Raw genomic sequence first — 22,234 nt, forward strand, 5'->3', positions numbered from 1 at the left:
ATGAACAGACTTGCAACGCAGTTGGCCCGTCGCCTGGGCATGGCGCCCTGGCTGGCCGATGACGCTGGCGGCTACCACCTGTGCATCGATGGCCATGGCCTGCGGCTTGAACCGCGAGGCGCACAGCTGATGGTGAGCAGTTCGCTATCGTCAGTGGTTGGGCAAGGTGCCGGTCTCGATCAGCAGGTCCTGCGGCGCCTGCTGGGCATGCTCACGGCGTGGGCCGCGCATTGCCCGCAGCGGCTGGCGCTGACGCCTGAGGGAGAGCTGATGCTCGAAGCTTGGGTAGATACTTCGTCGGGCGATGTGGACACCCTCGAACATGTGCTTGGGGTGCAGGTCGCCCTGCTGAATCATCTGTGTGCGCAACGTTTCGGTCCAGCACCTGTGATTGCCCGGGGAGCAAGCGTATGGCTGCCCTGAGATCGCTTGCCACCGGTTTGGCAGCCCTGCTGGCCAGTCTTGTCGCCCAGGGCGAGCCGCTGGACTGGTCGGAAGAACCGTTCCACTACATCGCCCAGGGCGAGAGCCTGCGTGACGTGCTGACCAACTTTGCCGCCAGCTATCAGGGTTCGGTGGTGGTCAGCGACAAGGTCAGGGACCAGGTCAGCGCCACCTTCGAGCAGCCGGACCCGCAGGCGTTTCTCGAACAGGTCGCGGTGCTCTACAACCTGGCCTGGTACTACGACGGCGCGGTGCTGCACGTCGACAAGTCGAGCGAAGTGCAGACCCGGCTGATCCACCTGGACAAGGTGCGCGAGCCGCAACTGCGCGCCGCGCTCCAGGAGGGTGGTGGCTGGACCTCACGCTTTGCCTGGCGTGCCGCGGCAGGTGGGCGGCTGGTTTATGCCTCGGGGCCACCGCGTTACCTGGATCGGATCGAGCAGACCGTCAAGGCCCTGGAGCAGCAGGCCAGCCTGCAGGATGAACTGGGTGGCAGCCTGAGCGTCGAGGTGATCCCGCTCCGGCATGCGGTGGCCGTGGACCGCGAGATCGACTATCGCGACCAGAAGGTGGCGGTACCTGGCGTGGCCACGCTCCTTTCCCGGTTGCTGGCCGATGCCAATGTGGTGGCGGTCGACGGCCAGTCCGTGGCAGAGGGCGCGCCCGTGCGTGCCGGCCGGGCCGTGGTCCAGGCCGAACCGTCGCTCAATGCCATCATCGTGCGTGATCACGCCGAGCGCCTGCCCATGTACCGGCGCCTGGTCATGGCGCTGGACCGGCCGGCGGCGCGGATCGAAGTAGCTCTGACGATCCTCGATATCAACGCCGAACACCTGGATGAGCTTGGCGTGGAATGGCAGTTCGGAATCGGCAAGCATCAACTGATGGACATCCGTACCCAAGCGGGATTGGCGCAAACCACGTTGTCCGGCAGTTTGGTCGATAGTCGCGGCTTGAACCGGCTACTGGCCAAGGTGACCCTGATGCAGGGCGAGGGCCATGCCCAGGTGGTGTCGCGACCGACCTTGCTGACCCAGGAAAACACCCTGGCGGTGATCGATCATAGCGAAACCTACTATGTGCGGGTGATGGGCGAGCGGGTGGCCGAGCTCAAGGCCATTACCTACGGCACCTTGCTGAAGATGACCCCGCGCCTGATCCGCAGCACGGACCGGCCGGAAATCAGCCTGAGCCTGCATATCGAGGACGGCAGCCAGAAACCCAACAGCACTGGGCCCGATGGCATCCCCACCATCAGCCGCACGGTCATCGACACGCTGGCCCGGGTCGATCTCGGACAGAGCCTGATGATCGGTGGCATCCATCGCGACGAGACCAGCGAAAGCATCCGCAAGGTCCCGTTGCTGGGTGACATTCCCTTCGTGGGCGCCTTGTTCCGCTATCAGTCGAGCAACACCCGGCGTTCGGTGCGGCTGTTCCTGATCGAGCCGAGGCTGATCGATCCCGGGCTTGGCGAGCGTGCCTGACATGGCCTGGAAACTGCGGGTCTACAGCGGTTTGAATGCCGGCGCCGAGGTGTCCCTGATGCCTGGGCGGGTGGTCATCGGCACCGATCCGGCCCAGGCCGACCTGGTCCTGGCGGATACGGGCATTGCCGCCATTCACCTGGTGCTGATGGTAGAACCCGATGGCATACGCCTGCTGGAGTGGGGTTCGAGCGAAGCACCCACCCAGGATGGACGGGAGGTGGCAGCGCAGGCCGAACTCCAGGCATTGGCGACTCAATGTTGCGGTCCGCTGCAGTGGGCCTTCTGCAATCAAGACGACATGTTCGCCGAGTGGCCTCCCGCGCAGCGTCCTCGGCCAGGCTTGCGCCACGGCTGGTTCATGGTGCCGGGTGCCGGGTTGCTTTTGCTGCTCGTGCTGCTCACGCGATTGCTGATTGCCGACGCTGAGGCACAGGACACGCCAACGGCAGTGTTAGAGCCCGTCGAGCAACCGTCCCAGCCCCAGGAGCAAGCCCGGACGCGGCTGGCGCAACTGCTGCGCGAATGGCGCCTGGAGGACACCTTGAGCGTGACCGACCAGGGACACACTCTGGTGCTGCGCGGGGCGTTGCGCGAGCGCCAGCTTCAGGACTACCAGAGCCTGCAGCGACAGTACCGCGAGGCATTCGGCGACCACCCATCGTTACGGTTGATCGACGAGGGCAGGGCACCTGCGCCCGCGAAACTCGATTTCCCTGTTCGAGGCGTCTCGCTGGGGCGGTTGCCCTACGTGACGCTGAGCGATAACCGCCGTTACCCAGTGGGCGCCCTGATGCCCTCCGGCATCCGTATCCTGGCGATCGACCGGCAGGCGATCACGCTGAGCAAGGGCGGTCGGGACTACGTGATCAACCTGAAGGAGAGACCGGCAGATGATGGATGAACTCATGCGGGAGGTGCGTGATCCGCGTAAGCAGGCGCGAATGTTCTCGGTGCTGGAGCATGCACGGCAGGCCTGTGCCAGGCAGTTGTCGGAGCCGCTGCCACCTCCCGAGTTCCAGGTATTGCACCAACAACTGGCGGCCCTTGTAGCCGCCTTGAAAATACTCGAGAAACTGGAGGAATACTGAAGTGACGAACATCAGCAGCGGCTTCTACGACGGCACCAGCAACACCATGGACATGGTCCACGAGGGCATGGTCAAGCAGGCGCAACAGGCCAACAAGGCGGTGCTCGACGCCCTGCAGAAGCTCAACGAGAAAAGTGACGATCCCGCGTTGCTGGCGGACATGCGGCATCGCTCGAATATCTGGTCGAACGTGTTCCAGGTCGACGCGACGCTGGGCCAGACCTTCAAGAACACCATCAGCAGCATTCTGCAGAAGTTCTGAGCATGAATCATTCCGTGAACAATCTGCTGGCTCGCCTTGGCCTGCTGGGTGTCGAGCATCGTCATCATGAAGAGGCGCTGGCCATCGCGCACTGGTTGGCTCGTGAGCCGGCGACGATGGAGGCCGCTTGTGCGATACGCATTGCCAGCCTGATGGGGCAGGGACGGTGCGAGGAGGCGCTGGCAGAGGGCAACCAGGCGCCCTGGCCGTCCATTGAACCGTGGTTGGCGCTGTGCGAGCGTCAGTTGGGTTACATGGCCGCGCTGGAACGGCGGCTTGAACGCATGACACAGAGCCAGGACCCTGATCTGGTCAGGTTCGCCGAGGGCATGCGGGCCCAGGTGGTGGCATGAGTCCGCTGACCTCGATGCTGGTGTCCGCCACGCAAGATGCACTGACCCCGTTGCCCGCGTGTGCCGATCAACACACCGCTCAATTTCAGGCAAGCCTGCTTGAACATCAGCACGGCGAGCAGGCGCCCTTGGCACTGACGCAACAAATGAATCTGCAAGTACTCGCCATGGCGATGGACCTGCTGAATGACTCCTTCACGGTAGAGGGCGAGGCATGAGTGGCATTGCCGAGGTATCCCTGATGGTCAGCGATCTGCAATCCCTGTCGGCACCGGCTGCCGACTCCCGGCAGGTGGCCGAGTTCGAGCAGGCGTTGTCCGGTGCTGTCACTAGCCCGGAGGGCGGGCTGTTGCATCAGGTTGGGCAGCTCACCCAGCAATACTCACAGGCCAGGCAGGGCGCGCAGGCCAACCTGGTGTCTGGCACGGGCGATCCCGTGGCGCTGATGGATGCTCATTGGGCGCTGATGCGCAGCAACCTGCAGGTGGAGTTGATCGCCAAGGGTGTGGGGCGCACCACGCAGAACATCGAAACCCTCATGAAAGCCCAGTAGGTGCCCTGTGAAAAGATCATGGCAGTGCATGCTGCTTCTGGCGGTGCTGGCACTGGGCGGGTGCAGGGTCGAGCTGTACCTCGGCCTCGGCCAGCGCGAGGCCAACGAGATGCTCGCGGTGCTGGACACCGAGGGCATCGCAGCGGTGAAGGCCCAGGACAAGGACGGCAAGGTGAAGATCCTGATCGACGAGGTCGATATCGGCCACGCGGTGGCGGCGCTCAAGCGCCAGGGCTACCCGCGGGAGATGTTCTCCACGGTCAATGACGTGTTCCCCCGGGACAGCCTGATCTCCTCGCCGTTGGAGGAACAGGCGCGGCTGACCTATGTGAAGTCCCAGGAGCTGTCGCGGACCCTGTCGGAGATCGACGGCGTGCTGGTGGCGCGGGTGCATGTGGTGTTGCCGGAGCCACGTGACGGCCTGCGTACGCAAGCCGGTGCGGCGTCGGCGTCGATCTTCATCAAGCACGCGGCGGATGCGGCGCTGGACCTGTACATCGGGCAGATGAAGCAGTTGTTGAGCAACAGTATCGAAGGCCTGGACTACGAGCGGATCAGTGTGGTGCTGGTGCCGTCGAACCAGGCGCGTCAACCGCTGGCGGGCCTGCGCCATGTCACGCTGTTTTCGGTGCAGGTTCTGGAAGGCTCGCGCTGGCGCCTTGTGGCGCTGCTGGGCGTGCTGCTCGGGGTGCTGGTGCTGAGCAACCTGGCGCAGTACCTGTGGTGGCGTCAGCGAGCATGACCGAGTTTCAGTTTCGCTACTGCCCGGCGCACTACCTGCACTTGACCCATTGTCCCGAAGTGCTGGATCAGATGGCTCAGGCCTTGCCGTACTGGCGGGAGAGTCGCGAGGTCAACGGCTGGCTGATGTCGGTGCTGGAGCTGTGCGAGCCGTTCGACTTGCCAGAACGACTCGGTAGGCTGGCCCTGTTTTCACAGCCGGCGTTGGAGCGGGTGTTGGCAAGTTTGGGTGGCCTGCTGCATGGCCAGGCCATCCGCCAAGTACTCGACCGGTCAGGTCAGGCGCGGTTGCGGGCGGCACTCGACCCACAGGGCCTGCGCTATTGCCTGGAAAAGTGGCGTCTCGTCATCGGCCCTTGGCCTGTGGGCTGGCAACAGGCGCTGCCAGCCGGTGACCTGGACGCGTACCTGCCCGGATGTGGCCTGGCGTTCTGGTTGCAGGCATGCGGCGAGGTCGATTCGGGGTTCGCTCGGCGTCTGAACCTGCGCCTGCCCGGCGTGACCTTGGTGCCGACTTTGCCGATGGACGATGAACTACGCGACCTGGCCCGCACCCTTTGCCTGAAAGTCGCCCGAGACAGGAGCCCGGAATGTTGCCATTTATTGAATTGAATGAGGCCCGGCCCATGATCGACCCGAGCCTCAACGTAGTGCGCAGCGCTGACTATCAGCAGTACCTCGATGCCAGCGTACTGACCGAAAATGCCCGTCAGCGTGCCCGGGACATCGATGCCCGGGCCGATGCGGTGCTCGAGGAGCATCAGCGGCTAGGGCGGGAGATCGGGTTGGAAATGGCCGCCGTCGAACAGGCGGCGTTGCTGCATGGAGCACGCGTGCGCTGCGAAGCGTTCTATCGCCAGGCCGACCGGCAGATGAGCGAGGTGGTGCGCCAGGCCGTGTGCAAGGTGCTGGGGGAATATCCTGATATCGAGCTGACATTGGCCGCGACCCGTCAGGCGCTGGCGCAGGTTCAGCCACGGGAAGCGTTGTTGCTGCACGTAGGGCCTGATCAGTTGCCTGAGGTTCGCCAGCGTTTGGATGAAGTGCTCGCACTGTATCCCGAGGTCGGGCCGGTCGAGGTATGCGCCGATGCCAGGCTTGCGCGAGGCGGCTGTCGCCTGGAGACCGCAGGCTGTGTGATCGATGCCAGTATCGAAGGGCAGTTGGCTGCGTTGCAGCGGGCGCTGACGCAACGGCACCTTGATGATGAGGCTGAAACACCATGAATGAAGCCGTGCTGGCCGCAGCCAAGCGGGCGATCCGCGATGATCAGGAGCGCGATGCGTTGCTCCAGGTGTTCTGGACACAGCTTCGTCAGCCTGCAGGAAATCCGGCGAGAGGTGGCGCAGATACCTTACTTGTGCGCCGACCATTGCCGCAGCGGGGAATTCTGGTCTAGCGCTCCCGTCTCCATTGTCCTGGACCTGTGGGAGCGGGTTTACCCGCGAACACCAGCGAAGCTGGTGCCAACCACCGCGGCAATTGCTTCGCGGGTAAACCCGCTCCCACAGGGACCTTGGTTTGCCTGTGGTTTACGTTATCTATGCCATCTCCTCCTGCGCCTGCAACCAGCGAATCACCTCGGCGACGGGCTGAATCAAGTCGCCTGGAATGTACTGCTCCACCAAGCTATCCGCGAACAGCGCCCGGGCCAGGGGAATACGTTCGAGCACCGGTATCCCTTCTTCCTCGGCGATGCGCCGGACCAGCAGGGCTTGCTCGTCGGTGTACTTGAGGGTAACCAGCGGCAGCGGCGTTACCCCGGCCCTGTAGCGCAGCCCTACGGCGATATGGGTCGGGTTGGCGACAATGACCGAGGAGCGCCTGACATCCGCGCGCAGTGTGCCACTCTGCATTTCGCGATGGCGCTTGCGGCGCTCGCGTTTGAGCTCGGGGGCGCCCTCCATTTCCTTGTGTTCACGCTTGACCTCTTCCTTGCTCATGCGCAATTGCTTGAGATGCTGCCAGCGCTCCAGGCCATAGTCGGCCGCCGAGATCGCCAGGAAGCCCACGGCGCAGACCCCGATCAGCTGGCCCATCAGGCTGCCCAGCAACGGCAGGACGCATTCGATGCCGCATGACGACACCCGCAGCAGCGTGCGCAGGTGATCGCTGAGCAGGCCAAGCACCAGCGCGCCGAGCAGCAGCACCTTGAGCGACGACTTGAGGAAATCGAGCAGGTTCCTGACCGAGAAGATCCGCTTCACGCCCTCCAGCGGGCTGACTTTCTTAAGGTCCGGTGCCAGCGACTGGCCGCTGAACACGAAGCCGGTCTGCAGCAGGTTGCCGGCGATGGCGGCGAGTACCGCCGTCAGCAGGAACGGCAGGGTGAGCCATAGCAACTCATGCAGCAGTTGCTCCAGCATCAGCTCCAGCGCCTGGCGAAAAGGCAGGTGGAGCAAGGGCGCGGGCAGCAGCATCAGCTCACCAAGATGCCCGAGAAAGTAGTCGGGAAAAGCCATGGGCAAAGCAACCAGGCTCAGGATCAGCACCGTGGAGACCAGTTCCTTGCTCCTGGCCACCTGACCGTTGTGGCGCGCATCGCGCAATTTCGCTCGTGTGGGCTGTTCGGTTTTTTCGGTGCTCATGGTTGCTCCAGCAACGGACCGAGCAGACGTACCTTGGCCAGCGCGATGAACACCTGATCCTCGGCCAATGTCATCAGCAGGAACAGGTACGGTACCAACAGCGCGCTGCAGACCAGGCTCTTGATCGGCATGGAGAGGATGAACACGTTCAGCGACGGCGCGAAGCGGCTGACCAGGGCCAGGCCGAATTCGGCGAGGAACATGGCGATCAGCAACGGTGCGGCGAACAGTGCGCACAGGGTCAGCAGGTAGTCGCACTGGGCGAGGAAGAAGGTGTTCCATTGGCTGCCGATGTGCGGGTAGAAGCTTGCCAGCGGCCAGCTGGCATAACTGCCCAGCAGCGCCCCCAGCAGCCCCAGGAAGGCGCCGCCGGTAAAAAACAGGGTAACCAGGGTCTGCGCCAACAAGGCACCAGTGGGGCTGGTCTGGCTGCCCAGCAGCGGGTTGAGGGTGGACGCCAGGGTGGCGCCGCGCTGGTTGTCGATGAGAAAACCGCAGGCCTCCAGGGCCCAGAACGGGATGACCACCACGAAGCCCAGCAGCAGGCCGAGCAGCACTTCCTTGCCGATCAGCAGGCCCAACTGCAACCCGTCCAGTTCGGCGGGCAGGGTGTCGGCCACGCAGGGGTAGATGAACAGCGCCAGCGAACAAGCCACGCCATTGCGCACCAGCGCGCCGCCCAGCACCTGCTTGCCGAGGATCGGCAGCAGGACAAAGCAGCCGAACAACCGGGGCAGGATCAGGCTGAAGCCCAGCAGCATCTGTTCAAGCGCCTGGACCGTCATCGCACCGAGGGAATCCGGTTGAGCACCAGGTCGGTGTAGCGGTACAACTCGCCGCCCATCCAGTCGGCGGTGACGAACAGGGTGACGACCACCGCCACCAACTTGGCGACAAAGCCGAGGGTCTGCTCCTGCACCTGGGTCAACGCCTGCACCAGGGAAACCAGGGTACCGACCAGCGCGGCCATCAGCACCGTCGGCAGGGACAGGACCAGCACCAGCCACAGCGACTGGCTGGCGAAGTGCAGGACTTCGGTACTGCCCATGTCAGCCTCCGTAGCTCAGCACCAGGCCATGGGAGAGTCGCCCCCAGCCATCGAGCAGGACGAACAGCAGCAGTTTGAAGGGCAGCGAAATGGTCACGGGCGAGACCATCATCATGCCCATGGCCAGGAGGATGTTGGAGATGATCAGGTCGATGGCGATGAAGGGCAGGTAGATCAAGAAGCCGATCTCGAAGGCCCGGCTCAGCTCGCTGATGGTGAACGCCGGCAGCAGCACCAGCAGGCTGTTGCCATCGACCCGTTCGGCGTACCGGCTGGGCCATAGCTGGCGGGCGCTATCGAGGAAGAAGGCGCGCTCGCGCTCGTTGACCTGACCATCAAGGAAGCTGCGAAACGGCGTCATGCCTTCGTCGAGGAAGCGTTCGACCGAGCGGGCGTCGGCGAGGGTGGTCTGATGGGCGCTCAGGTAGTCGTAGGTGGCCATGCCTACCGGGGCCATGACGTAGATACTGAGGATGATCGCCAGGCCATACAGGGCCATGTTCGGCGGGATCTGCTGGACGCCCAGGGCATTGCGCAGCAACGAGAAGACCACGGCCATCTTCAGGAACGAGGTGGCCATGACCGCGATGAAGGGCACCAGCGACAGCAGCGCCAGGCCGAGGATCAGGCTCAGTTCGTCCGGCAGCTGGATCATGTCGGTTGCTGTTCCAGCAGGCGGTCGACGCGCACCCCGAGGCGGCCGTCGATCTGTACCAGCAGGCCGGTGCCGATGCAGCACTGGTTGGCGAGGATGCGCACTTGGGCATCCAGTGGGCTGTGCAGCTCGATCAGCGCTCCAGGTTGCAGGGCCGACAGCGTGTGCAGGTCGAGGGTCTGGCGCCCGACTTCGAAGCTGACCGGGATGGGCAGTTGCTCCAGCGCTTCCAGCGTGGTGTCGGTCACAGTGGGGGTATCGTGCATGCGGACTAGCTCCAGGTGTGTGTCGTCGAGTTGCAGTTCGGCCCAGGGGTGCCCCTCGAGTACGCCCAGCAGTCGCGGGGAGCTTGGCGTACCGGCAGGCAGCAGCAGGATGTCGCCCGTGCCCAGGTCGCGCAGGTCGTGCAACGTCACTTCGAGGGGGCGCCACTGCAGCGAGAGGTTGAGCTGGATGTTCAGGCGTTCGCGCAGTGGACGCCGTGGCAAGGCCGCCAACAGGTGCTCGCTGTCGCCTTGTACCCAGCAGGGCAGCAGGCCTTGCGCGTTTCTCAGCGTCACCTGCAGACCGGGTGTGCGGTCGATGGCGTCTGCCGGTTCGATGCCCAGGCATTGCAGGCCGGGTAGGCGAGGTGTGTCCCGTTGCAGCACCGCCAACTGCAGTGCGCTGGGCAGGCTGGCAAAGTCGGCGGCCTGCAACTGCGGTGCGAGCCATTGCGCCAGCTGTTGCCGACGACACAGCAGACGAGCCTGCACGCCATGCCAATCGATCAGCACGGCCAGATCCAGGTCATCGCCGGGAACGCTGACGCTCAGCGAGACCTGCCCTTGATCGTCGGCATAATGGGGTTGGTGATGGCTCAGTAACTGCTGCAAGCGCAGCTCCTGAGCGTGGGCGGCAGGCAAGTTCGGTGTACTCATGGTTCAGGCCAGCCTTCGTCCTCTACATGGCGCTTGTTGCGCGAGCCTGATCGTGTCCCGGGAAGTGGTGTAACTCATCATGGCCTTGACCACTGAGTTTGCCGTTTAGTTGATCACGGCCGACAGCTTGGCCTGTGGATTATCGCTGACTGCCTCGAAGGCCTCCAACTGCATATACCGCCGTTGCAGGCACCACTCGTCGTTCTGCTCCAGCAGCATCGCGCCTACCAGCCGTGTGATTGCAGGGTCGTTGGGAAAGATGCCCACGACGTCGGTGCGACGTTTGATTTCAGCGTTGAGCCGTTCCAGTGGATTGGTGCTGTGCAACTGCTGACGGTGCGCTTTTGGAAACGCCATGTGCGCCAGCACTTCATCCTCGCAGCCGTCCATGAGCGTCGCGATCTTGGGGTACTTTTCGCGCAACTGATCGGCGACCAGGCGCCACTGCTGATGACATTCGGCACGGCTGTCCTGGGCGAAAACCGTGCGCAGAAGCGCTGCCACCATGGTGCGCTGACCCTTGCCGACATGGGCCATGGCGTTACGCATGAAATGCACGCGGCAGCGCTGCCAGGTCGCGTTGAAGACCTTGGAGACAGCCGCCTTGAGCCCCTCGTGGGCATCGGAGATGACCAACTTCACTCCACGTAAGCCACGCCGCATCAGGCTTCGCAGGAAGTCCGTCCAGAACGGCTCGGCTTCTGATGGGCCAACACGCATGCCCAGGACTTCACGGCCACCATCGGTGTTCACGGCCACAGCGATTATTACGGCGACCGAGACGATGCGCCCGGCCTCCCGCACTTTGACGTAGGTGGCATCTATCCAGAGATAGGGCCAGTCGCCTTCAAGCGGTCGGTCAAGGAAGGCGTGAACGCGCTCATCGATCTCACCAGCCAGCCGTGACACTTGGCTTTTGGAGATGCCGGTCATGCCCATGGCCTTGACCAGCTCGTCCACCGAACGCGTTGAAACGCCCTGAATGTAAGCTTCTTGGATCACCGCTGCCATGGCCTTCTCGGCGGTACGTCGAGGCTCGAGAAAGCCAGGAAAGTAGCTGCCCTGGCGCAGCTTCGGGATCTTCAGGTCAACGTCACCGGCGCGGGTTTGCCAGAGGCGATCACGGTAGCCATTGCGGCTGTTTGTCCGGTCTGGGCTTTTGACATCGAAGCCGGCGCCGCACAGGCCTTCGACATCGAACTCCATCATGCGCTGGGCAACGAACTGGATCATTTGCTTGAGCAGATCAGCGTCTGCCCCTTTCTCAACCAACTCGGTCAATGCGATAGTGGGCTTGGTCATCGTGGTTTCTCTGGTGAAGGTTAAGTCCGCAAACTCAACGTTAGCCAAGAACCACGATGACCATCCTCTTTCGCCCGCAGGGCGCCTTCGGCTGGTTCAGTTACACCACTTCCTGGGACACGATCGCGAGCCTTGCTGGCTGTCGCCATTTGCGCCGAAGCCGAGGCTGACCGCCTGTGCGGGATCGAGTCGTTGCAGGCGTTCAAGCAGGTCCGTGCCGGCCACCTGCAATTGCCGCAGGGTGGCAGGCGCAGCCTGGATCTCTACCTGCAGACCAGCGCTCGCAGGGTTCATGCGTACTTCGACATGGCCCAGCTGAGGTAACTGCACCTGCAACAGGGCCTGTTCGCGGGTGCCAGTCCTGCGGGCGAACAGTTGCAATTGCAGGCGCTCCACAAGCGTCTGCAGATCCTGGACGGGGGTAACGACAGTTGATGGCAGGACCCTGTCGATCAGGGGGCGCTCGCTCGATGGGGCAGGGGGCGCAAGGATTGGGTCGGTATCACCGGGTAGCAGGCGATCCGGCACGTTGTCGGTACTGTCGTGGACGGATTGAGGGTCTGCCTCGGCACGACTTGCCTCGGTCAACGAGATTGGCTTGACTACATCAGGTATCGCTGGCACTGGCTCCGGAAGGGAGGGCTCGATGACGTCCTCGATCAGCGCAGGTCGTTCTGCTGCGCAGGCGGGCGGGCACTTTGCGATCAAGACAGCCATGTTCAGGACTAGCGGGGTGATAGGGCGTTCAGGCCTGGCTTGGTCCCGGGCGGGTCGATGGCCAGTATCCTGTGGTGCCCTGCACTTGAGCCGTGGAACTTCCAGCAGGTGTTCGAACAACAGTCGCTGCTCGTTGCAAGGCCCAGGTCCAGGCGTGTCAGGCAATGGATTGTCCGGCAGCGCAGGGACAGGCAGGGTGTTCAGCATGGCGAACCTCGCTGGGCATGGCGCTCTTCCACTTCGAGCTCCTGGCTGTGCTCTGTGCGCCGAGCGGCTTGCCGGGAAGCCTGCTCGTGCAACTGCTTGAAACTGTCCAACTGTTGGCTGGCCTTGGCGAGCTTCGCTTGCGCCTGCTGGCGTGCCGAGTGCTGGCGCATCAGCGCGTCCTCGCAGGCCACCACCTGGCCACGCAGGCTCGCTTCGCGCTCACCGAGCAGGCCGACCTGCCGACGCCAGTGTTCCAGGCCATGCAGATTGGTCAGGCGGCCCACCTGCGCATCGAACAGGCGCTGCTCCTCTTCGAGGGACCAGCGCCGATACGCCAGGTGCGCCTCGACCGATTGCGCCTTGTCCGCCTGGGCCGCCTGCAAGCGTGCCTGCTGAGTGCGCGCTTCGCGCTCGGCCCGTTGCAGCCGGCGTTGCTTGATGGATAACAGGTTGGTCAAGGGCACCGGGCGATCTCCAGCAGTTGTTCGAGGCTCTGTTGCAGCGAACTGCGCTCGTGCGGCGCCTGACACAGCCAGCCGCGAATGGCGTCGCGCTTGTCGATGGCCTGATCCACGGCCGGGTCCTGGCCTCGGGTGTACTCGCCGACCCGCAGCAGCAGCTCGACGTCTTCATAGCGCGCCATCCACTGGCGCAACTGGCTGGCGGCGGCGCGATGGGCAGGGCTGACCACCTGGTGCATGACCCGGCTGACCGAGCGCAGCACGTCGATGGCCGGGTAGTGGTTGGCCGCTCCCAGCGCTTGCGACAGCACGATATGGCCATCGAGGATCGAGCGGGTTTCCTCGGCGATCGGTTCGTTCAGGTCGTCGCCCTCCACCAGCACGGTGTAGAGCGCGGTGATCGAGCCCTTGTCCGAGTGCCCGGCACGTTCGAGCAGGCGCGGCAACTGGGCGAACACCGACGGCGGAAAGCCGCGCCGGGTAGGCGGCTCACCGGCGGCCAGGCCGATCTCCCGCTGGGCACGGGCGAAGCGGGTCAGCGAATCCATCAGCAACAGGACCTTGCGGCCCTGGTCGCGGAAATACTCCGCCACGGTGGTGGCGACGAAGCCCGCCCGGGCCCGCTCCATCGCCGGACGGTCTGACGTGGCGACTACCACCACCGCACGGCGCAGGCCTTGCTCGCCGAGTTCATGGTGAATGAACTCGCGCACCTCGCGGCCGCGCTCGCCGATCAGGGCGAGCACGATCACGTCGGCCTGCGCGTTGCGCAGCAGCGAGGCCAGCAGCGTGCTCTTGCCGCCGCCGGCAGGCGCGAAGATGCCGACGCGCTGCCCTTCGGCGCAGGTGAGCAGGCCATCGATGCAACGGATGCCCAGGCTCAAGGGTGTGTCGACCAGCTTGCGGCTCAAGGGCGCCGGCGCATCCCGGTGCACCGGGTACCAGGCTTGCGGTGTGACCGGCATGCTGCCGTCGAGCGGGTTGCCGAGGCCGTCGAGCACTGTTCCCAGCAAATGATCCCCCACGCCCACGCGATGCATGCTTCCGGTGGGGCAGACCTCGGTGCGCGTGCAAAGGCCCTGCATATCGCCCAGAGGGGCGAGCAACGCCTGGTCCTGTTGCAGGCCGATGACCTCGGCCAGCAGCGCCTGCTCATGGTTGGGCCTGCGCAGTTGGCACAGTTCGCCCACCTGCACCCCGGGCGCCAGCGCACGGATCAGGGTACCGGTGACCTGGGAGACCTTGCCGTTGACCTGGATCAGGGTGGCGCCGTTCACGGCAGACTTCAGGGCCTGGGGAATCTGGAGCAGCGATGGCGACATGGGAACGATGTGGGTGCGTGAATGAAGGCGAGCATTCTAGGGAGCCTGCCCGGAGACGGATTTCACTGTGAGTCGCATGTTTTTAGATGTCGGTCGCTACGTGTTGCGCGCGCCGACAGGCTAAAAAGAAGCGCCCGACGCTGACAGTACGGCTGCTGGCTTGCCTCTAGCATGCCGCTCATTCATTTATTTCGATGTGAGGTGGGGATGAGCGAAGTCATCGGCTTTGCCCGGGTTGACCCGATGGTGGCCATGGGGGGCGGTTGGGAGACGCAGGCAACCTTCCAGGCTCGGCAGGTGACCCCGATGGGGCAGCAGGCCGAGATGGCGGAGGAGGTGTCGATGGCCTTCTCGTCGTTGGCCAATGCCCGGCTCAGTACCCGCAGCCGCGTCACCGATGCGCGCCAGCATGGGCTGCAGACGGGCCAGGCGGCCGAGGAGATGCTGGCCAAGGTGCCGGACGTCCAGCGCCGCGCCCTGGAGGAGCTGGTGGCCTGGTTGCGTCAGCATCCCAGCCTGACGTCGGACGAACTGGAGGCACGCCTGGATGGTTTTTCCGGCGAGGCCTGCCATCGCTACCTGGCCCTGGCCTATGCCCGCGACGCATTGGGCAAGACGGCTGATGGCAGTGGGGCGCTCGACACGTTGGACCAGGTCATGGCAAGCATGGCGCAAACACAGGGCCAGGCGATCGCGCTGGGGATCGAGATCGGTCCGCTGGCCCAGGCGACCCAGGAGCAGGGTGTCGCCGAGGTGGCCGCGCTGCGCGAGGTTTATCGCGACTTCCTGTGCGGTTATCGCGGGCTGAGGCACGCCTGGGACGACCTGCGGACACGCTTCGGCGACGCGGCCATCGGTGATATCGCCCAGTTCATGCTCAACGGCCTGGCCAGTCATATCAGTGGGCCGTCCTCGCATCTGGACAGCAACCAGCTGCAGCAGGTCATCAGCGACATGAGGCTGGTGCAGGCCCTCAAGAAACTGGAAGGCGATACGCTCGCGCTGTTCCGCCAGCTTGCCGGAGAGCCCAGTGGCGTACGGGCCTTCTGACCTGGTCAGCGACCTGCTGGCGCTGATCGACAAACGCTGGGTAACCGAGCAGGACATCCTGCGCCTGCTCACCGCGCTGCCGCTCGCCCCTGGCGCTCAACGTGTTCACTGTCTGCGTGAACTGCGGCGGATCTTTCGCCTGTTGCCCTTGCAGGTTTTCAGGGAAGAGGCCCAGCGCGAACATCTGCTGGCGGTCTGTCAGTTGACCATGGACCTGGTCATTGACGAGGAGGAGGTGTCGTTGCGAGGTGTGCAGGAGGAATGAGCATGGATTCTTGTACTGACGCCATCGCTCGGTTCTGCCGCGATCAGGGAGTGGTTCTGACGCATCCGCAGGAGACCTTTCAGCGACTGGAACTTTCGCAAATCGGTGTCCTGCAGTTTGAGCGACAGGCAGGGCAGTTGACGCTCTGGCTGACCTTTACCGTGCATGGAACACTGTTTGAGCGTGCCCTGTCGAGTGCGCTCAGGCATGTTCATGACCACCAGGCACCTGGTCAACTGCTGCGTTGCGGCCTGCTGCCGGACGACTGTCTGGCGCTGCTGGTTAGCCTCGATGAACGCCGGGTGACCGAACAGCTCCTGCATGAAGCATACCGGCTGCTGTCGTGGGTGCGCGCCGAAGTGCTTACGGCATGAGCGTGATCGAGCGAGCCGGGCAGCTCCATGACCTGTGGCTGCCATCATTGGCCGTCGACACAGCGCTTCCTCGCTCGGCGGGTGAACCGCTGCCAATGCCGGGACAACCCGTGCAGGCTCATCTGCGTGACCTCTACCCGCAGCAGCAGATGGCACGCCTGCGCCTGTCGTACGCCGCTCCCGAACACGAGCTGCGAGCCCTGTACGACCCCCAGCGTTTCGCCACGACACTGGGCTCACTGGTGGAGCAACTCCTGAAAACCCAGGCCCGCGAGGACCGCCAGGCGGCGGTACTGCTGCAAGCATTGCTGGCCGATCGGCACACGCTGGCGTGCTACGCGAACCTTCTGCTCAAGGTATGAATAGATGCAATTGACGATTGAACAGCGTGATGTCCTGCAGCTGTTGGCCTGGCTGCACCTGAGATGTGGTCGGCCCGAGGGGGCGCAAACCTTGCTGGAGGTGCTATTGCGGGTTGAGCCCGACCACCTCGCCAGCAGGCGCGCCTCGGTCGTGGCGGCGCTGGAACTGGGCGATTGGGCGCGTGCCGAGCAGCAGTGCCTGGCGCTGCGTGATGCTGGCGAGCAGCGGGCACCCCTGTGGCTGTGCCTGAGTCAGGCTCAGCAGATGGCGGGCCGGCTGGAGCAGGCTCAAGCCAATTTCGCCGAGTACCTGCGACGCAAGGACCGCTCATGAACACTTTGACCCGCATGCTCGGCCATATCGGCGCGCGCAAGGACCTGATGCTGGCCGTGATGCTGCTGGCGGTGGTGTTCATGATGATCCTGCCGTTGCCGCCGCTGCTGCTGGACCTGCTGATCGCCCTGAACATGACCATCGCCGTGGTGTTGATGATGATGTCGGTGTACGTCGTCTCGCCACTGCACTTCTCGGTGTTCCCCTCGGTGCTGCTGGTCACCACGCTGTTTCGCCTGGCGCTGTCGATCAGCACCACGCGGATGATCCTGCTGGAGGCTGACGCCGGGCAGATCGTGCAGACCTTCGGCGACTTCGTGGTGGGTGGCAACCTGGTGGTGGGCTGCATCCTGTTCCTGATCATCACCATCGTGCAGTTCCTGGTCATCACCAAGGGCGCCGAGCGGGTGGCGGAGGTGAGTGCGCGGTTTTCCCTCGATGCCATGCCGGGCAAGCAGATGAGCATCGATGGCGACCTGCGCGCCGGGGTCATCGACGTCAACGAGGCCCGCGAGCGCCGTGGCGAGGTGGAGAAGGCCAGCCAGATGTACGGGGCCATGGACGGGGCGATGAAGTTCGTCAAGGGCGATGCCATCGCCGGGCTGGTGATCATCGTGGTCAACCTGTTGGCGGGTCTGGCCATCGGCGTGATGCAGAAGGGCATGAGCGCGGCTGACGCCTTGCAGCTCTATGCGGTGCTCACCGTGGGCGATGGCATGGTCAGCCAGGTGCCGGCGCTGCTGATCGCCATCACCGCGGGCGTTATCGTCACCCGCGACGGCGAAGGGGCGCGCGACCTGGGGGCGAACATCGGCAACCAGGTGATGGCGCAACCCAAGGCCCTGATGATCGGCGGCGCATTGCTGGTGTTGTTCGGGCTTGTTCCGGGCTTTCCGACGGTCACGTTCTTTACCCTGGCCCTACTGGTTGGGGGCGGTGGCTGGTGGGCGATCCGCCAACGGCGTATCGAGGAGGACGGTCGGCAGCAAAGCGGTGGCCTGCCGGCGTTGCTGGCCAATGGCGCCGGCGCGCCCACGCTCAAGCCTTCCGGCAAGGCGAAGTCGGCTGCCGATACGCAGGCGTTCGCCTTGACTGTGCCGTTGCTCATCGACGTGGACAGCGGCCTGCAGGCTGCACTGGAAGCCGCTTCGCTGAACGACGAGCTGGCGCGGGTCCGTCAGGCGCTGTACCTGGAGCATGGCGTGCCGTTTCCCGGCATCCGCCTGCGTTTCACCAGTGCACTCGGTCCGGGCGAGTATCGCATCCTGTTGCAGGAGGTGCCGGTGGCGCGTGGCAGGTTGATGCCGGAGCGACTGATGGTCCAGGAAAAGCCCAGCCAGCTGGCGCTCATCGACGTGCCCTACGAGGAAGGTGAAGCCCTGCAACCAGGGCGTGCGGCGCTGTGGGTGGAACAGGCCCAGCGCGAGCGTCTGGAGCGTGCCGGATGCGCCTTCCTGGCGATCGACCAGGTGCTCGCCTGGCACCTGTCCCAGGTGTTGTGCGAGTACGCCGGGGACTTCATCGGCATCCAGGAGACCCGCTACCTGCTGGAGCAGATGGAGCAGGGCTATGCCGAGCTGGTCAAGGAAGTGCAGCGCATCCTGCCGTTGCAGCGCATCACCGAGGTGTTCCAGCGGCTGGTGGGCGAGGGCATCTCGATCCGCAACATGCGCTCGATCCTCGAGGCCCTGGTGGAATGGGGGCAGAAGGAAAAGGATGTGGTGCAGCTGGCCGAATACGTGCGCAGCAGCCTCAAGCGCTACATCTGCTACAAGTACGCCAGCGGCCACAACCTGCTGCCGGCCTACCTTCTGGATCCGAAGGTCGAGGAGATGATCCGCAACGGCATCCGCCAGACCAGCGCCGGCAGCTACCTGGCCCTGGAACCGGCGCAGAGCGACGCCTTTCTCGCCCAGGTGAAAGCCATGGTGGGCGATCTGCAGGATGTTCAGGCCAGGCCCGTGCTGGTGGTGTCGATGGATATCCGCCGCTATGTACGCAAACTGGTCGAGGGCATCTATTTCGACTTGCCGGTGCTGTCGTTCCAGGAGCTCACCACGCAGATCAATATCCAGCCGCTGGGGCGCATCGGCTGACGCTCATCGGGCGTCAGAACGCGTTATTCGGAAACTACAAAATCGCGGCCGGGCCTGACGGAAGGGTCGCTCGCCCTTCAATAGACTTCATCTGCATGTACCCCAATACGGGTACCTGGCCAAACGGATACAGATGATGAGCAGTTCTATTGAAGCAAGTAGTCGCCCTGTCCCATTGCCGCAGGTAGATCGTGTCGCACCGGTGGAAAACTGGGGGGATTTCAAGCAGCTGGACGAGGTCCTGAATCGACACAGGATCGTGGCCGTGGACGGCCAAGGCCAACCACTGAACCCGGAACTCTGGGAGCAGGTCGTTGGCAAGTTGTTGGGGAGTGAAGGGCAGGCGCGCCTGGCCCAGAATCGTCCCTATTTCGAGAGCCTGCTGGCGCAACCGTTGCCTGAGCAGCATGTCGATGCGCTTTGCCAGTTGCTTGAGGCTTATGCCAGCTGGTTACCGGGGGCGCCTCTGCAGTTGCAGAACCTGGGCGAACGCCTGCGCATGGACGAGCTGGTCATGGCGGCGATGGGCCTGCGCATGCGCAAGCAGAAGGCCGAACGCACCGAGCTCAGCGAGCAGCTCAAGTGCCTCACGGCGGAGTTGAAGATCTTCAGCGTGATCCAGTCGAAGGTCAACGTGGTTATGGCCGATAAGGGCACCTTCAAGCTGGAAGACGATGGCTTCAACCTTTTCGACCGCAAGCTCTACGACCTTGACGCGGACAGCTGGGAGAAGAGCCCCGAGCGCCGACTGCTCTCGAGCCTGGATACGTTCCAGTCGGCCGGGGTCGTCACGGTGCGGCATTTCCTCGAGGGCGCGCAATCTGCCGCTGCGTCGAGTGAAAACGGCGGCCGCCTGCAAAAGGTCAGCGGGCCGATGAGCGACCTGAAGGCGCAGTACGCCTGGGACAAGGACAACAACCCGCTGGCCAATTTCTCCCAGGCACTCAGCGACCGTACCCGCATCGTCAACGACAAGGTGACCGAACAGACCACCCTGCTCAACGACGTGGGGTCGCGCTACACCACCTCCACCGAGGTGATGATGAAGTTCGTCGAGACCTGGTTCTCGATGCTGTCCAAGATTCTGCAGAACTGAGGTAGGTGATGACGGCAGTACAACAGATGGTTGGCCACGATACCGATGACAACAACGTCGATGCGATCGAGCGCTTCTTCGGTGATGGCGGCACGTTCGCCATGCTGCATGGGGTTTGCGCGACGCAACTGGAAGCGCTCTATGCCCAGGCGTTCAACTTCTACCAGGCGGGGCGGCTGGACGATGCGCTGACACTGTTCAAGGGGCTGGCGGCGCTCGACCATTACGATCCCCGGGCGTTTCTGGGCGTGGCGGGCGCGTACCAGGCCCTTGAGCGCTACCAGGACGCATTGCCGGCCTATGCCTATGGCGCGATGCTCGCGCCGCAGGACCCGCGCTTTACCTTCCATGCCGCGCAGTGCCACCAGCACCTGGGCGATCTGGCATCGGCGCGCAGCGGCTACGAGCAGGCGCAGATCCTGGCGGTTGACAGCGAGCATGCCGGCCTGGCAGGTCAGGCGCAGGTGCTGCTGGAGACTTTGCAGCAGAAGGAGGACGTACGTCATGCGAGCTGAACTTCTGCCTGTGGAGCAGTCGCTGCTGATGCCGGCTGAAACCGAATCGGAACCGCTACTGCCGGGTGCGGCGATCCAGTTGCCCGGCGAGACCGGCACACCGTCCAGAATCGCAACGATCAAGCAGGACATGAATGTCCGGCTGGATCCTCCAGGGGCACTGGCGACGGGACAGCTACAGGGGCAGGTAGTCGATAAGCTGATCGACGCTGAAGGCCTCATGCAACCGGTGCTGGTCGCGGTACCTGATGTCGGTGCATTGATCCTTGGCCAACTCGCCGGGGACATCTCCGACGCCGAACTGGATATCCGCCTCACCGAACTGCTGAGCCGGTTGGGTGCTCGCCAGACCGAGCTGAACCTGCAGCAGGTACGTCAGCTCACCGAGCAGAACCGCCAGCAGATGGCGCTCAACGCGCAGAAGATGGACGAGGTGGCCCAGCGACACCAGGATGCCGGCACGGCGAACGTGTTCGCCAAGGTTTTCGGCTGGGCCGCAGCCATCGTCTCCATCGTGGTGGGGACCGTCATGGTCGCCACCGGCCTGGGCGCTGTCGCGGGCGCGCTGATGATCGCCGGTGGCGTCATGGGTGTGGTGTCCATGTCGTTGAACCAGGCCGCCGAGGACGGGCATATCTCCAAGGAAGTGATGAAGTACCTCGGGCCGGTGCTGATGGCGGTGGAGGTCGCTCTGGCGTTGGCCTCGGTGGTGCTGACCTGCGGCGGCAGCCTCGCGGTGGTCGCCGCCCGGGTGGCCGGCAAGGTGAGTGGCAAGGTCGCGCAGACGGTCCTGTCGGTGGGCCAGAAGATCCAGAGCGTCGCCTCCACCGGGGTCACCTCGACCGCCAGCGCGGGCACCCGGGCCAAGCTGCAGATGACCCTCACTGGCGCCAGCATGGCCACCACCACGCTGTCCAGCGCCGGGCAGGCGGCCAGTTCGGTGATGCAGGGGCTGGCACTGCGCAGCGAGGCCCAGCTGGCGGAAATGCGCCTGCTGCTGGACCAGGGACACAGTTTTCTCGAGCAGTTGGCCAAGGCGCTTGAACAACTGCTCGCGGGGAAGGAGCAACGCTTCGAGCAACTGCTGGAACTGTTGAACAACCGCAGCAAAGCCTGCGCCGATATCGCTTGCCGAAACGTCATTGCCTGATCAAGGAGTCAATCATGAGTCTGACCATTTCCACTATCGATCATTCGTCCCACGTGGATGCCCAACTGCCGGTCACCGAGGGACAGAAAGTTGGGCAGCCACTGTGGGCGATGCTAGCCATGCCCTACGCAGCGACGAGCGCGGCATTTGCCGAGAAGCAAGGGCGGGTAAGCCTGGATACGCCGCAGGCCACGCCCTGCAGCCAGGACCTGGAAAGCCTGCTGGCCATTCTTCGGGCCGCCATGCAGGTGCGGGACGGCAACGCGCAGGGGCGCAGGACCCAGGCCGAAGTCAGCGTGCTGGCGAGCAAGGAGCAGATCGGCTGGATGAGAACCGCCAGCAATGCGCTGTTCGCCTCGGCGGCCGTCAGCGGCGCATTGGGCATGTTCACCTTGGCCAGCGGCACTACCGGTATGCTCAAGAACCTGGGAGATGCGCGGACCATCAAGGGCCTGGAACAAGCCAGCCATGCTGCCGAGTATGCCAAGCCCGGCGAGCTGGCGATGGCCTCGAAACAGCTGATCGCCGAGAACCGTATCGAGGTCAAGCACCTGCAGAACGCCATCGACACCCGCAACACCACCCTGCACACGCTCAACGGCGTGGCCCAGAGTGGCGCTGCCTTCGGCACAGGCATCGCCCATGCCATCAAGTCGTTGCAGGATGTCTGGGCCAAGGAGCAGGAGCTCGAGGCGGCGGTTGCCGGCAACCAGAAGGAGTTGTTCCAGCGCTGTACCGATGATTTGGCGAAGATGATCGACCAGGTGCGTCAGCTGATCCAGGAAATCCTGCGCAATGATAACCAGGGGATCAGGGCGGCAGGCATCATGGCCTGAATACA

Annotated in this window: 31 protein-coding genes; 22 read left to right on the plus strand and 9 right to left on the minus strand. The window is 64.0% G+C overall.

Translation table 11 applies throughout. The features are described from left to right. Genes K2O50_RS09440 through K2O50_RS09495 form a run of 12 tightly spaced genes read left to right on the plus strand, consistent with a single transcriptional unit; the run spans window position 1 to window position 6,330 of the window. On the plus strand, window positions 1–423 hold the full coding sequence (locus K2O50_RS09440; protein ID WP_162232955.1) for a CesT family type III secretion system chaperone: 423 nt from the start codon (window positions 1–3) through the stop codon (window positions 421–423). Next, the gene (gene sctC / locus K2O50_RS09445; RefSeq protein ID WP_050704903.1) at window positions 411–1,931 is read left to right on the plus strand and encodes a type III secretion system outer membrane ring subunit SctC; all 1,521 of its coding nucleotides are present in this window, start codon (window positions 411–413) and stop codon (window positions 1,929–1,931) included. Before K2O50_RS09440 ends, sctC begins: the two co-directional genes overlap by 13 nt. A 1-nt stretch (window position 1,932) precedes the next feature. Further along, on the plus strand, window positions 1,933–2,835 hold the full coding sequence (locus tag K2O50_RS26775; protein WP_156329603.1) for an FHA domain-containing protein: 903 nt from the start codon (window positions 1,933–1,935) through the stop codon (window positions 2,833–2,835). Continuing rightward, entirely contained in the window at window positions 2,825–3,022 is a 198-nt protein-coding gene (locus K2O50_RS09455; RefSeq protein ID WP_050704905.1) for an EscE/YscE/SsaE family type III secretion system needle protein co-chaperone, read from the plus strand. The genes K2O50_RS26775 and K2O50_RS09455 overlap by 11 nt, the downstream gene beginning before the upstream one ends. Window position 3,023: 1 nt before the next feature. Then, window positions 3,024–3,284 carry an EscF/YscF/HrpA family type III secretion system needle major subunit gene (locus tag K2O50_RS09460; RefSeq protein ID WP_050704906.1) on the plus strand — a complete coding sequence of 87 codons (261 nt, stop codon included), beginning with the start codon at window positions 3,024–3,026 and terminating at the stop codon, window positions 3,282–3,284. 2 nt (window positions 3,285–3,286) lie between these two features. Then, on the plus strand, window positions 3,287–3,637 hold the full coding sequence (locus tag K2O50_RS09465) for a YscG family type III secretion system chaperone (RefSeq protein WP_050704907.1): 351 nt from the start codon (window positions 3,287–3,289) through the stop codon (window positions 3,635–3,637). Further along, window positions 3,634–3,855 (plus strand): hypothetical protein, encoded by a 222-nt coding sequence (locus K2O50_RS09470; RefSeq protein WP_050704908.1) that lies wholly within the window; start codon window positions 3,634–3,636, stop codon window positions 3,853–3,855. Before K2O50_RS09465 ends, K2O50_RS09470 begins: the two co-directional genes overlap by 4 nt. Beyond that, complete coding sequence (gene sctI, locus K2O50_RS09475) at window positions 3,852–4,190, plus strand: type III secretion system inner rod subunit SctI (RefSeq protein ID WP_050704909.1); 339 nt, start codon at window positions 3,852–3,854, stop codon at window positions 4,188–4,190. Before K2O50_RS09470 ends, sctI begins: the two co-directional genes overlap by 4 nt. Before the next feature lie 28 nt (window positions 4,191–4,218). After that, window positions 4,219–4,932 carry a type III secretion system inner membrane ring lipoprotein SctJ gene (gene sctJ / locus K2O50_RS09480; protein WP_050704910.1) on the plus strand — a complete coding sequence of 238 codons (714 nt, stop codon included), beginning with the start codon at window positions 4,219–4,221 and terminating at the stop codon, window positions 4,930–4,932. Beyond that, window positions 4,929–5,543, plus strand: coding sequence for a SctK family type III secretion system sorting platform protein (locus tag K2O50_RS09485; protein ID WP_050704911.1), 615 nt, complete (start codon window positions 4,929–4,931; stop codon window positions 5,541–5,543). The genes sctJ and K2O50_RS09485 overlap by 4 nt, the downstream gene beginning before the upstream one ends. 14 nt (window positions 5,544–5,557) lie before the next feature. Then, window positions 5,558–6,157 carry an HrpE/YscL family type III secretion apparatus protein gene (locus K2O50_RS09490; protein ID WP_256205975.1) on the plus strand — a complete coding sequence of 200 codons (600 nt, stop codon included), beginning with the start codon at window positions 5,558–5,560 and terminating at the stop codon, window positions 6,155–6,157. Beyond that, window positions 6,154–6,330: a hypothetical protein gene (locus tag K2O50_RS09495; RefSeq protein ID WP_156329604.1), complete on the plus strand. Its 177-nt coding sequence runs from the start codon at window positions 6,154–6,156 to the stop codon at window positions 6,328–6,330. Before K2O50_RS09490 ends, K2O50_RS09495 begins: the two co-directional genes overlap by 4 nt. 142 nt (window positions 6,331–6,472) lie before the next feature. Here K2O50_RS09495 and sctU read toward each other — a convergent pair whose 3' ends face one another. From sctU to sctN, 9 genes are all read right to left on the minus strand, one after another. Then, complete coding sequence (sctU, locus tag K2O50_RS09500; RefSeq protein WP_050704913.1) at window positions 6,473–7,519, minus strand: type III secretion system export apparatus subunit SctU; 1,047 nt, start codon at window positions 7,517–7,519, stop codon at window positions 6,473–6,475. Beyond that, a complete protein-coding gene (gene sctT / locus K2O50_RS09505) occupies window positions 7,516–8,304 on the minus strand; it encodes a type III secretion system export apparatus subunit SctT (protein ID WP_050704914.1) in 789 nt (262 codons plus the stop codon). Before sctT ends, sctU begins: the two co-directional genes overlap by 4 nt. Beyond that, a complete protein-coding gene (gene sctS / locus K2O50_RS09510; RefSeq protein WP_050704915.1) occupies window positions 8,301–8,567 on the minus strand; it encodes a type III secretion system export apparatus subunit SctS in 267 nt (88 codons plus the stop codon). Before sctS ends, sctT begins: the two co-directional genes overlap by 4 nt. A gap of 1 nt (window position 8,568) precedes the next feature. Beyond that, window positions 8,569–9,222, minus strand: coding sequence for a type III secretion system export apparatus subunit SctR (sctR, locus tag K2O50_RS09515; RefSeq protein ID WP_050704916.1), 654 nt, complete (start codon window positions 9,220–9,222; stop codon window positions 8,569–8,571). Further along, window positions 9,219–10,142 (minus strand): type III secretion system cytoplasmic ring protein SctQ, encoded by a 924-nt coding sequence (gene sctQ, locus K2O50_RS09520; protein WP_050704917.1) that lies wholly within the window; start codon window positions 10,140–10,142, stop codon window positions 9,219–9,221. The genes sctR and sctQ overlap by 4 nt, the downstream gene beginning before the upstream one ends. A gap of 105 nt (window positions 10,143–10,247) precedes the next feature. Beyond that, window positions 10,248–11,444, minus strand: coding sequence for an IS256 family transposase (locus K2O50_RS09525; RefSeq protein ID WP_016391483.1), 1,197 nt, complete (start codon window positions 11,442–11,444; stop codon window positions 10,248–10,250). Between the two features lie 96 nt (window positions 11,445–11,540). Next, window positions 11,541–12,161, minus strand: coding sequence for a type III secretion system needle length determinant (locus tag K2O50_RS09530; RefSeq protein ID WP_162232956.1), 621 nt, complete (start codon window positions 12,159–12,161; stop codon window positions 11,541–11,543). A gap of 200 nt (window positions 12,162–12,361) precedes the next feature. Next, the gene (gene sctO, locus K2O50_RS09535; protein WP_050704920.1) at window positions 12,362–12,832 is read right to left on the minus strand and encodes a type III secretion system stalk subunit SctO; all 471 of its coding nucleotides are present in this window, start codon (window positions 12,830–12,832) and stop codon (window positions 12,362–12,364) included. Further along, window positions 12,823–14,151, minus strand: coding sequence for a type III secretion system ATPase SctN (gene sctN / locus K2O50_RS09540; RefSeq protein WP_050704921.1), 1,329 nt, complete (start codon window positions 14,149–14,151; stop codon window positions 12,823–12,825). The genes sctO and sctN overlap by 10 nt, the downstream gene beginning before the upstream one ends. Window positions 14,152–14,358: 207 nt before the next feature. Between sctN and K2O50_RS09545 the strand changes: the two genes are divergently transcribed. The 10 genes from K2O50_RS09545 to K2O50_RS09590 all read left to right on the plus strand — a co-directional run bounded on the left by K2O50_RS09545 (window position 14,359) and on the right by K2O50_RS09590 (window position 22,229). Continuing rightward, window positions 14,359–15,201 carry an HrpJ domain-containing protein gene (locus tag K2O50_RS09545; RefSeq protein WP_050704922.1) on the plus strand — a complete coding sequence of 281 codons (843 nt, stop codon included), beginning with the start codon at window positions 14,359–14,361 and terminating at the stop codon, window positions 15,199–15,201. Then, window positions 15,182–15,466, plus strand: coding sequence for a TyeA family type III secretion system gatekeeper subunit (locus K2O50_RS09550; protein ID WP_050704923.1), 285 nt, complete (start codon window positions 15,182–15,184; stop codon window positions 15,464–15,466). The genes K2O50_RS09545 and K2O50_RS09550 overlap by 20 nt, the downstream gene beginning before the upstream one ends. Before the next feature lie 2 nt (window positions 15,467–15,468). Beyond that, on the plus strand, window positions 15,469–15,840 hold the full coding sequence (locus tag K2O50_RS09555; protein WP_050704924.1) for a hypothetical protein: 372 nt from the start codon (window positions 15,469–15,471) through the stop codon (window positions 15,838–15,840). 95 nt (window positions 15,841–15,935) lie between these two features. Further along, window positions 15,936–16,202, plus strand: a complete 267-nt coding sequence (locus K2O50_RS09560; RefSeq protein ID WP_162232957.1) for a hypothetical protein — start codon at window positions 15,936–15,938, stop codon at window positions 16,200–16,202. Window positions 16,203–16,206: 4 nt separating this feature from the next. Then, window positions 16,207–16,536 carry a hypothetical protein gene (locus tag K2O50_RS09565; protein ID WP_050704926.1) on the plus strand — a complete coding sequence of 110 codons (330 nt, stop codon included), beginning with the start codon at window positions 16,207–16,209 and terminating at the stop codon, window positions 16,534–16,536. Then, complete coding sequence (gene sctV, locus K2O50_RS09570) at window positions 16,533–18,632, plus strand: type III secretion system export apparatus subunit SctV (RefSeq protein ID WP_050704927.1); 2,100 nt, start codon at window positions 16,533–16,535, stop codon at window positions 18,630–18,632. The genes K2O50_RS09565 and sctV overlap by 4 nt, the downstream gene beginning before the upstream one ends. A 265-nt stretch (window positions 18,633–18,897) precedes the next feature. After that, a complete protein-coding gene (locus K2O50_RS09575; protein ID WP_162232958.1) occupies window positions 18,898–19,728 on the plus strand; it encodes a virulence-associated V antigen in 831 nt (276 codons plus the stop codon). 8 nt (window positions 19,729–19,736) lie between these two features. Beyond that, window positions 19,737–20,243 (plus strand): SycD/LcrH family type III secretion system chaperone, encoded by a 507-nt coding sequence (locus K2O50_RS09580; protein ID WP_050704929.1) that lies wholly within the window; start codon window positions 19,737–19,739, stop codon window positions 20,241–20,243. Further along, window positions 20,233–21,393: a type III secretion system translocon subunit SctE gene (gene sctE, locus K2O50_RS09585; RefSeq protein ID WP_162232959.1), complete on the plus strand. Its 1,161-nt coding sequence runs from the start codon at window positions 20,233–20,235 to the stop codon at window positions 21,391–21,393. The genes K2O50_RS09580 and sctE overlap by 11 nt, the downstream gene beginning before the upstream one ends. Before the next feature lie 14 nt (window positions 21,394–21,407). After that, window positions 21,408–22,229 (plus strand): hypothetical protein, encoded by an 822-nt coding sequence (locus K2O50_RS09590; RefSeq protein ID WP_050704931.1) that lies wholly within the window; start codon window positions 21,408–21,410, stop codon window positions 22,227–22,229. Window positions 22,230–22,234 lie beyond the last annotated feature (5 nt).

The organism is Pseudomonas sp. 2hn, from assembly GCF_019646095.1.
Taxonomy (GTDB): domain Bacteria; phylum Pseudomonadota; class Gammaproteobacteria; order Pseudomonadales; family Pseudomonadaceae; genus Aquipseudomonas; species Aquipseudomonas peradeniyensis.

Coding starts and splice junctions, on each gene's coding strand:
- K2O50_RS09470 (WP_050704908.1), top strand. CDS start 3,634: ATGAGTCCGCTGACCTCGATGCTGGTGTCCGCCACGCAAGATGCACTG.
- K2O50_RS09485 (WP_050704911.1), top strand. CDS start 4,929: ATGACCGAGTTTCAGTTTCGCTACTGCCCGGCGCACTACCTGCACTTG.
- K2O50_RS09440 (WP_162232955.1), top strand. CDS start 1: ATGAACAGACTTGCAACGCAGTTGGCCCGTCGCCTGGGCATGGCGCCC.
- K2O50_RS09455 (WP_050704905.1), top strand. CDS start 2,825: ATGATGGATGAACTCATGCGGGAGGTGCGTGATCCGCGTAAGCAGGCG.
- sctE (WP_162232959.1), top strand. CDS start 20,233: ATGCGAGCTGAACTTCTGCCTGTGGAGCAGTCGCTGCTGATGCCGGCT.
- K2O50_RS09465 (WP_050704907.1), top strand. CDS start 3,287: ATGAATCATTCCGTGAACAATCTGCTGGCTCGCCTTGGCCTGCTGGGT.
- K2O50_RS09545 (WP_050704922.1), top strand. CDS start 14,359: ATGAGCGAAGTCATCGGCTTTGCCCGGGTTGACCCGATGGTGGCCATG.
- sctI (WP_050704909.1), top strand. CDS start 3,852: ATGAGTGGCATTGCCGAGGTATCCCTGATGGTCAGCGATCTGCAATCC.
- K2O50_RS09560 (WP_162232957.1), top strand. CDS start 15,936: ATGCCGGGACAACCCGTGCAGGCTCATCTGCGTGACCTCTACCCGCAG.
- sctC (WP_050704903.1), top strand. CDS start 411: ATGGCTGCCCTGAGATCGCTTGCCACCGGTTTGGCAGCCCTGCTGGCC.
- K2O50_RS09590 (WP_050704931.1), top strand. CDS start 21,408: ATGAGTCTGACCATTTCCACTATCGATCATTCGTCCCACGTGGATGCC.
- sctN (WP_050704921.1), bottom strand. CDS start 14,151: ATGTCGCCATCGCTGCTCCAGATTCCCCAGGCCCTGAAGTCTGCCGTG.
- K2O50_RS09530 (WP_162232956.1), bottom strand. CDS start 12,161: ATGGCTGTCTTGATCGCAAAGTGCCCGCCCGCCTGCGCAGCAGAACGA.
- K2O50_RS09555 (WP_050704924.1), top strand. CDS start 15,469: ATGGATTCTTGTACTGACGCCATCGCTCGGTTCTGCCGCGATCAGGGA.
- K2O50_RS09580 (WP_050704929.1), top strand. CDS start 19,737: ATGACGGCAGTACAACAGATGGTTGGCCACGATACCGATGACAACAAC.
- sctV (WP_050704927.1), top strand. CDS start 16,533: ATGAACACTTTGACCCGCATGCTCGGCCATATCGGCGCGCGCAAGGAC.
- sctQ (WP_050704917.1), bottom strand. CDS start 10,142: ATGAGTACACCGAACTTGCCTGCCGCCCACGCTCAGGAGCTGCGCTTG.
- K2O50_RS09565 (WP_050704926.1), top strand. CDS start 16,207: ATGCAATTGACGATTGAACAGCGTGATGTCCTGCAGCTGTTGGCCTGG.
- sctT (WP_050704914.1), bottom strand. CDS start 8,304: ATGACGGTCCAGGCGCTTGAACAGATGCTGCTGGGCTTCAGCCTGATC.
- sctU (WP_050704913.1), bottom strand. CDS start 7,519: ATGAGCACCGAAAAAACCGAACAGCCCACACGAGCGAAATTGCGCGAT.
- K2O50_RS09495 (WP_156329604.1), top strand. CDS start 6,154: ATGAATGAAGCCGTGCTGGCCGCAGCCAAGCGGGCGATCCGCGATGAT.
- sctS (WP_050704915.1), bottom strand. CDS start 8,567: ATGGGCAGTACCGAAGTCCTGCACTTCGCCAGCCAGTCGCTGTGGCTG.
- K2O50_RS09525 (WP_016391483.1), bottom strand. CDS start 11,444: ATGACCAAGCCCACTATCGCATTGACCGAGTTGGTTGAGAAAGGGGCA.
- sctJ (WP_050704910.1), top strand. CDS start 4,219: ATGCTGCTTCTGGCGGTGCTGGCACTGGGCGGGTGCAGGGTCGAGCTG.
- K2O50_RS09490 (WP_256205975.1), top strand. CDS start 5,558: ATGATCGACCCGAGCCTCAACGTAGTGCGCAGCGCTGACTATCAGCAG.
- K2O50_RS26775 (WP_156329603.1), top strand. CDS start 1,933: ATGGCCTGGAAACTGCGGGTCTACAGCGGTTTGAATGCCGGCGCCGAG.
- sctR (WP_050704916.1), bottom strand. CDS start 9,222: ATGATCCAGCTGCCGGACGAACTGAGCCTGATCCTCGGCCTGGCGCTG.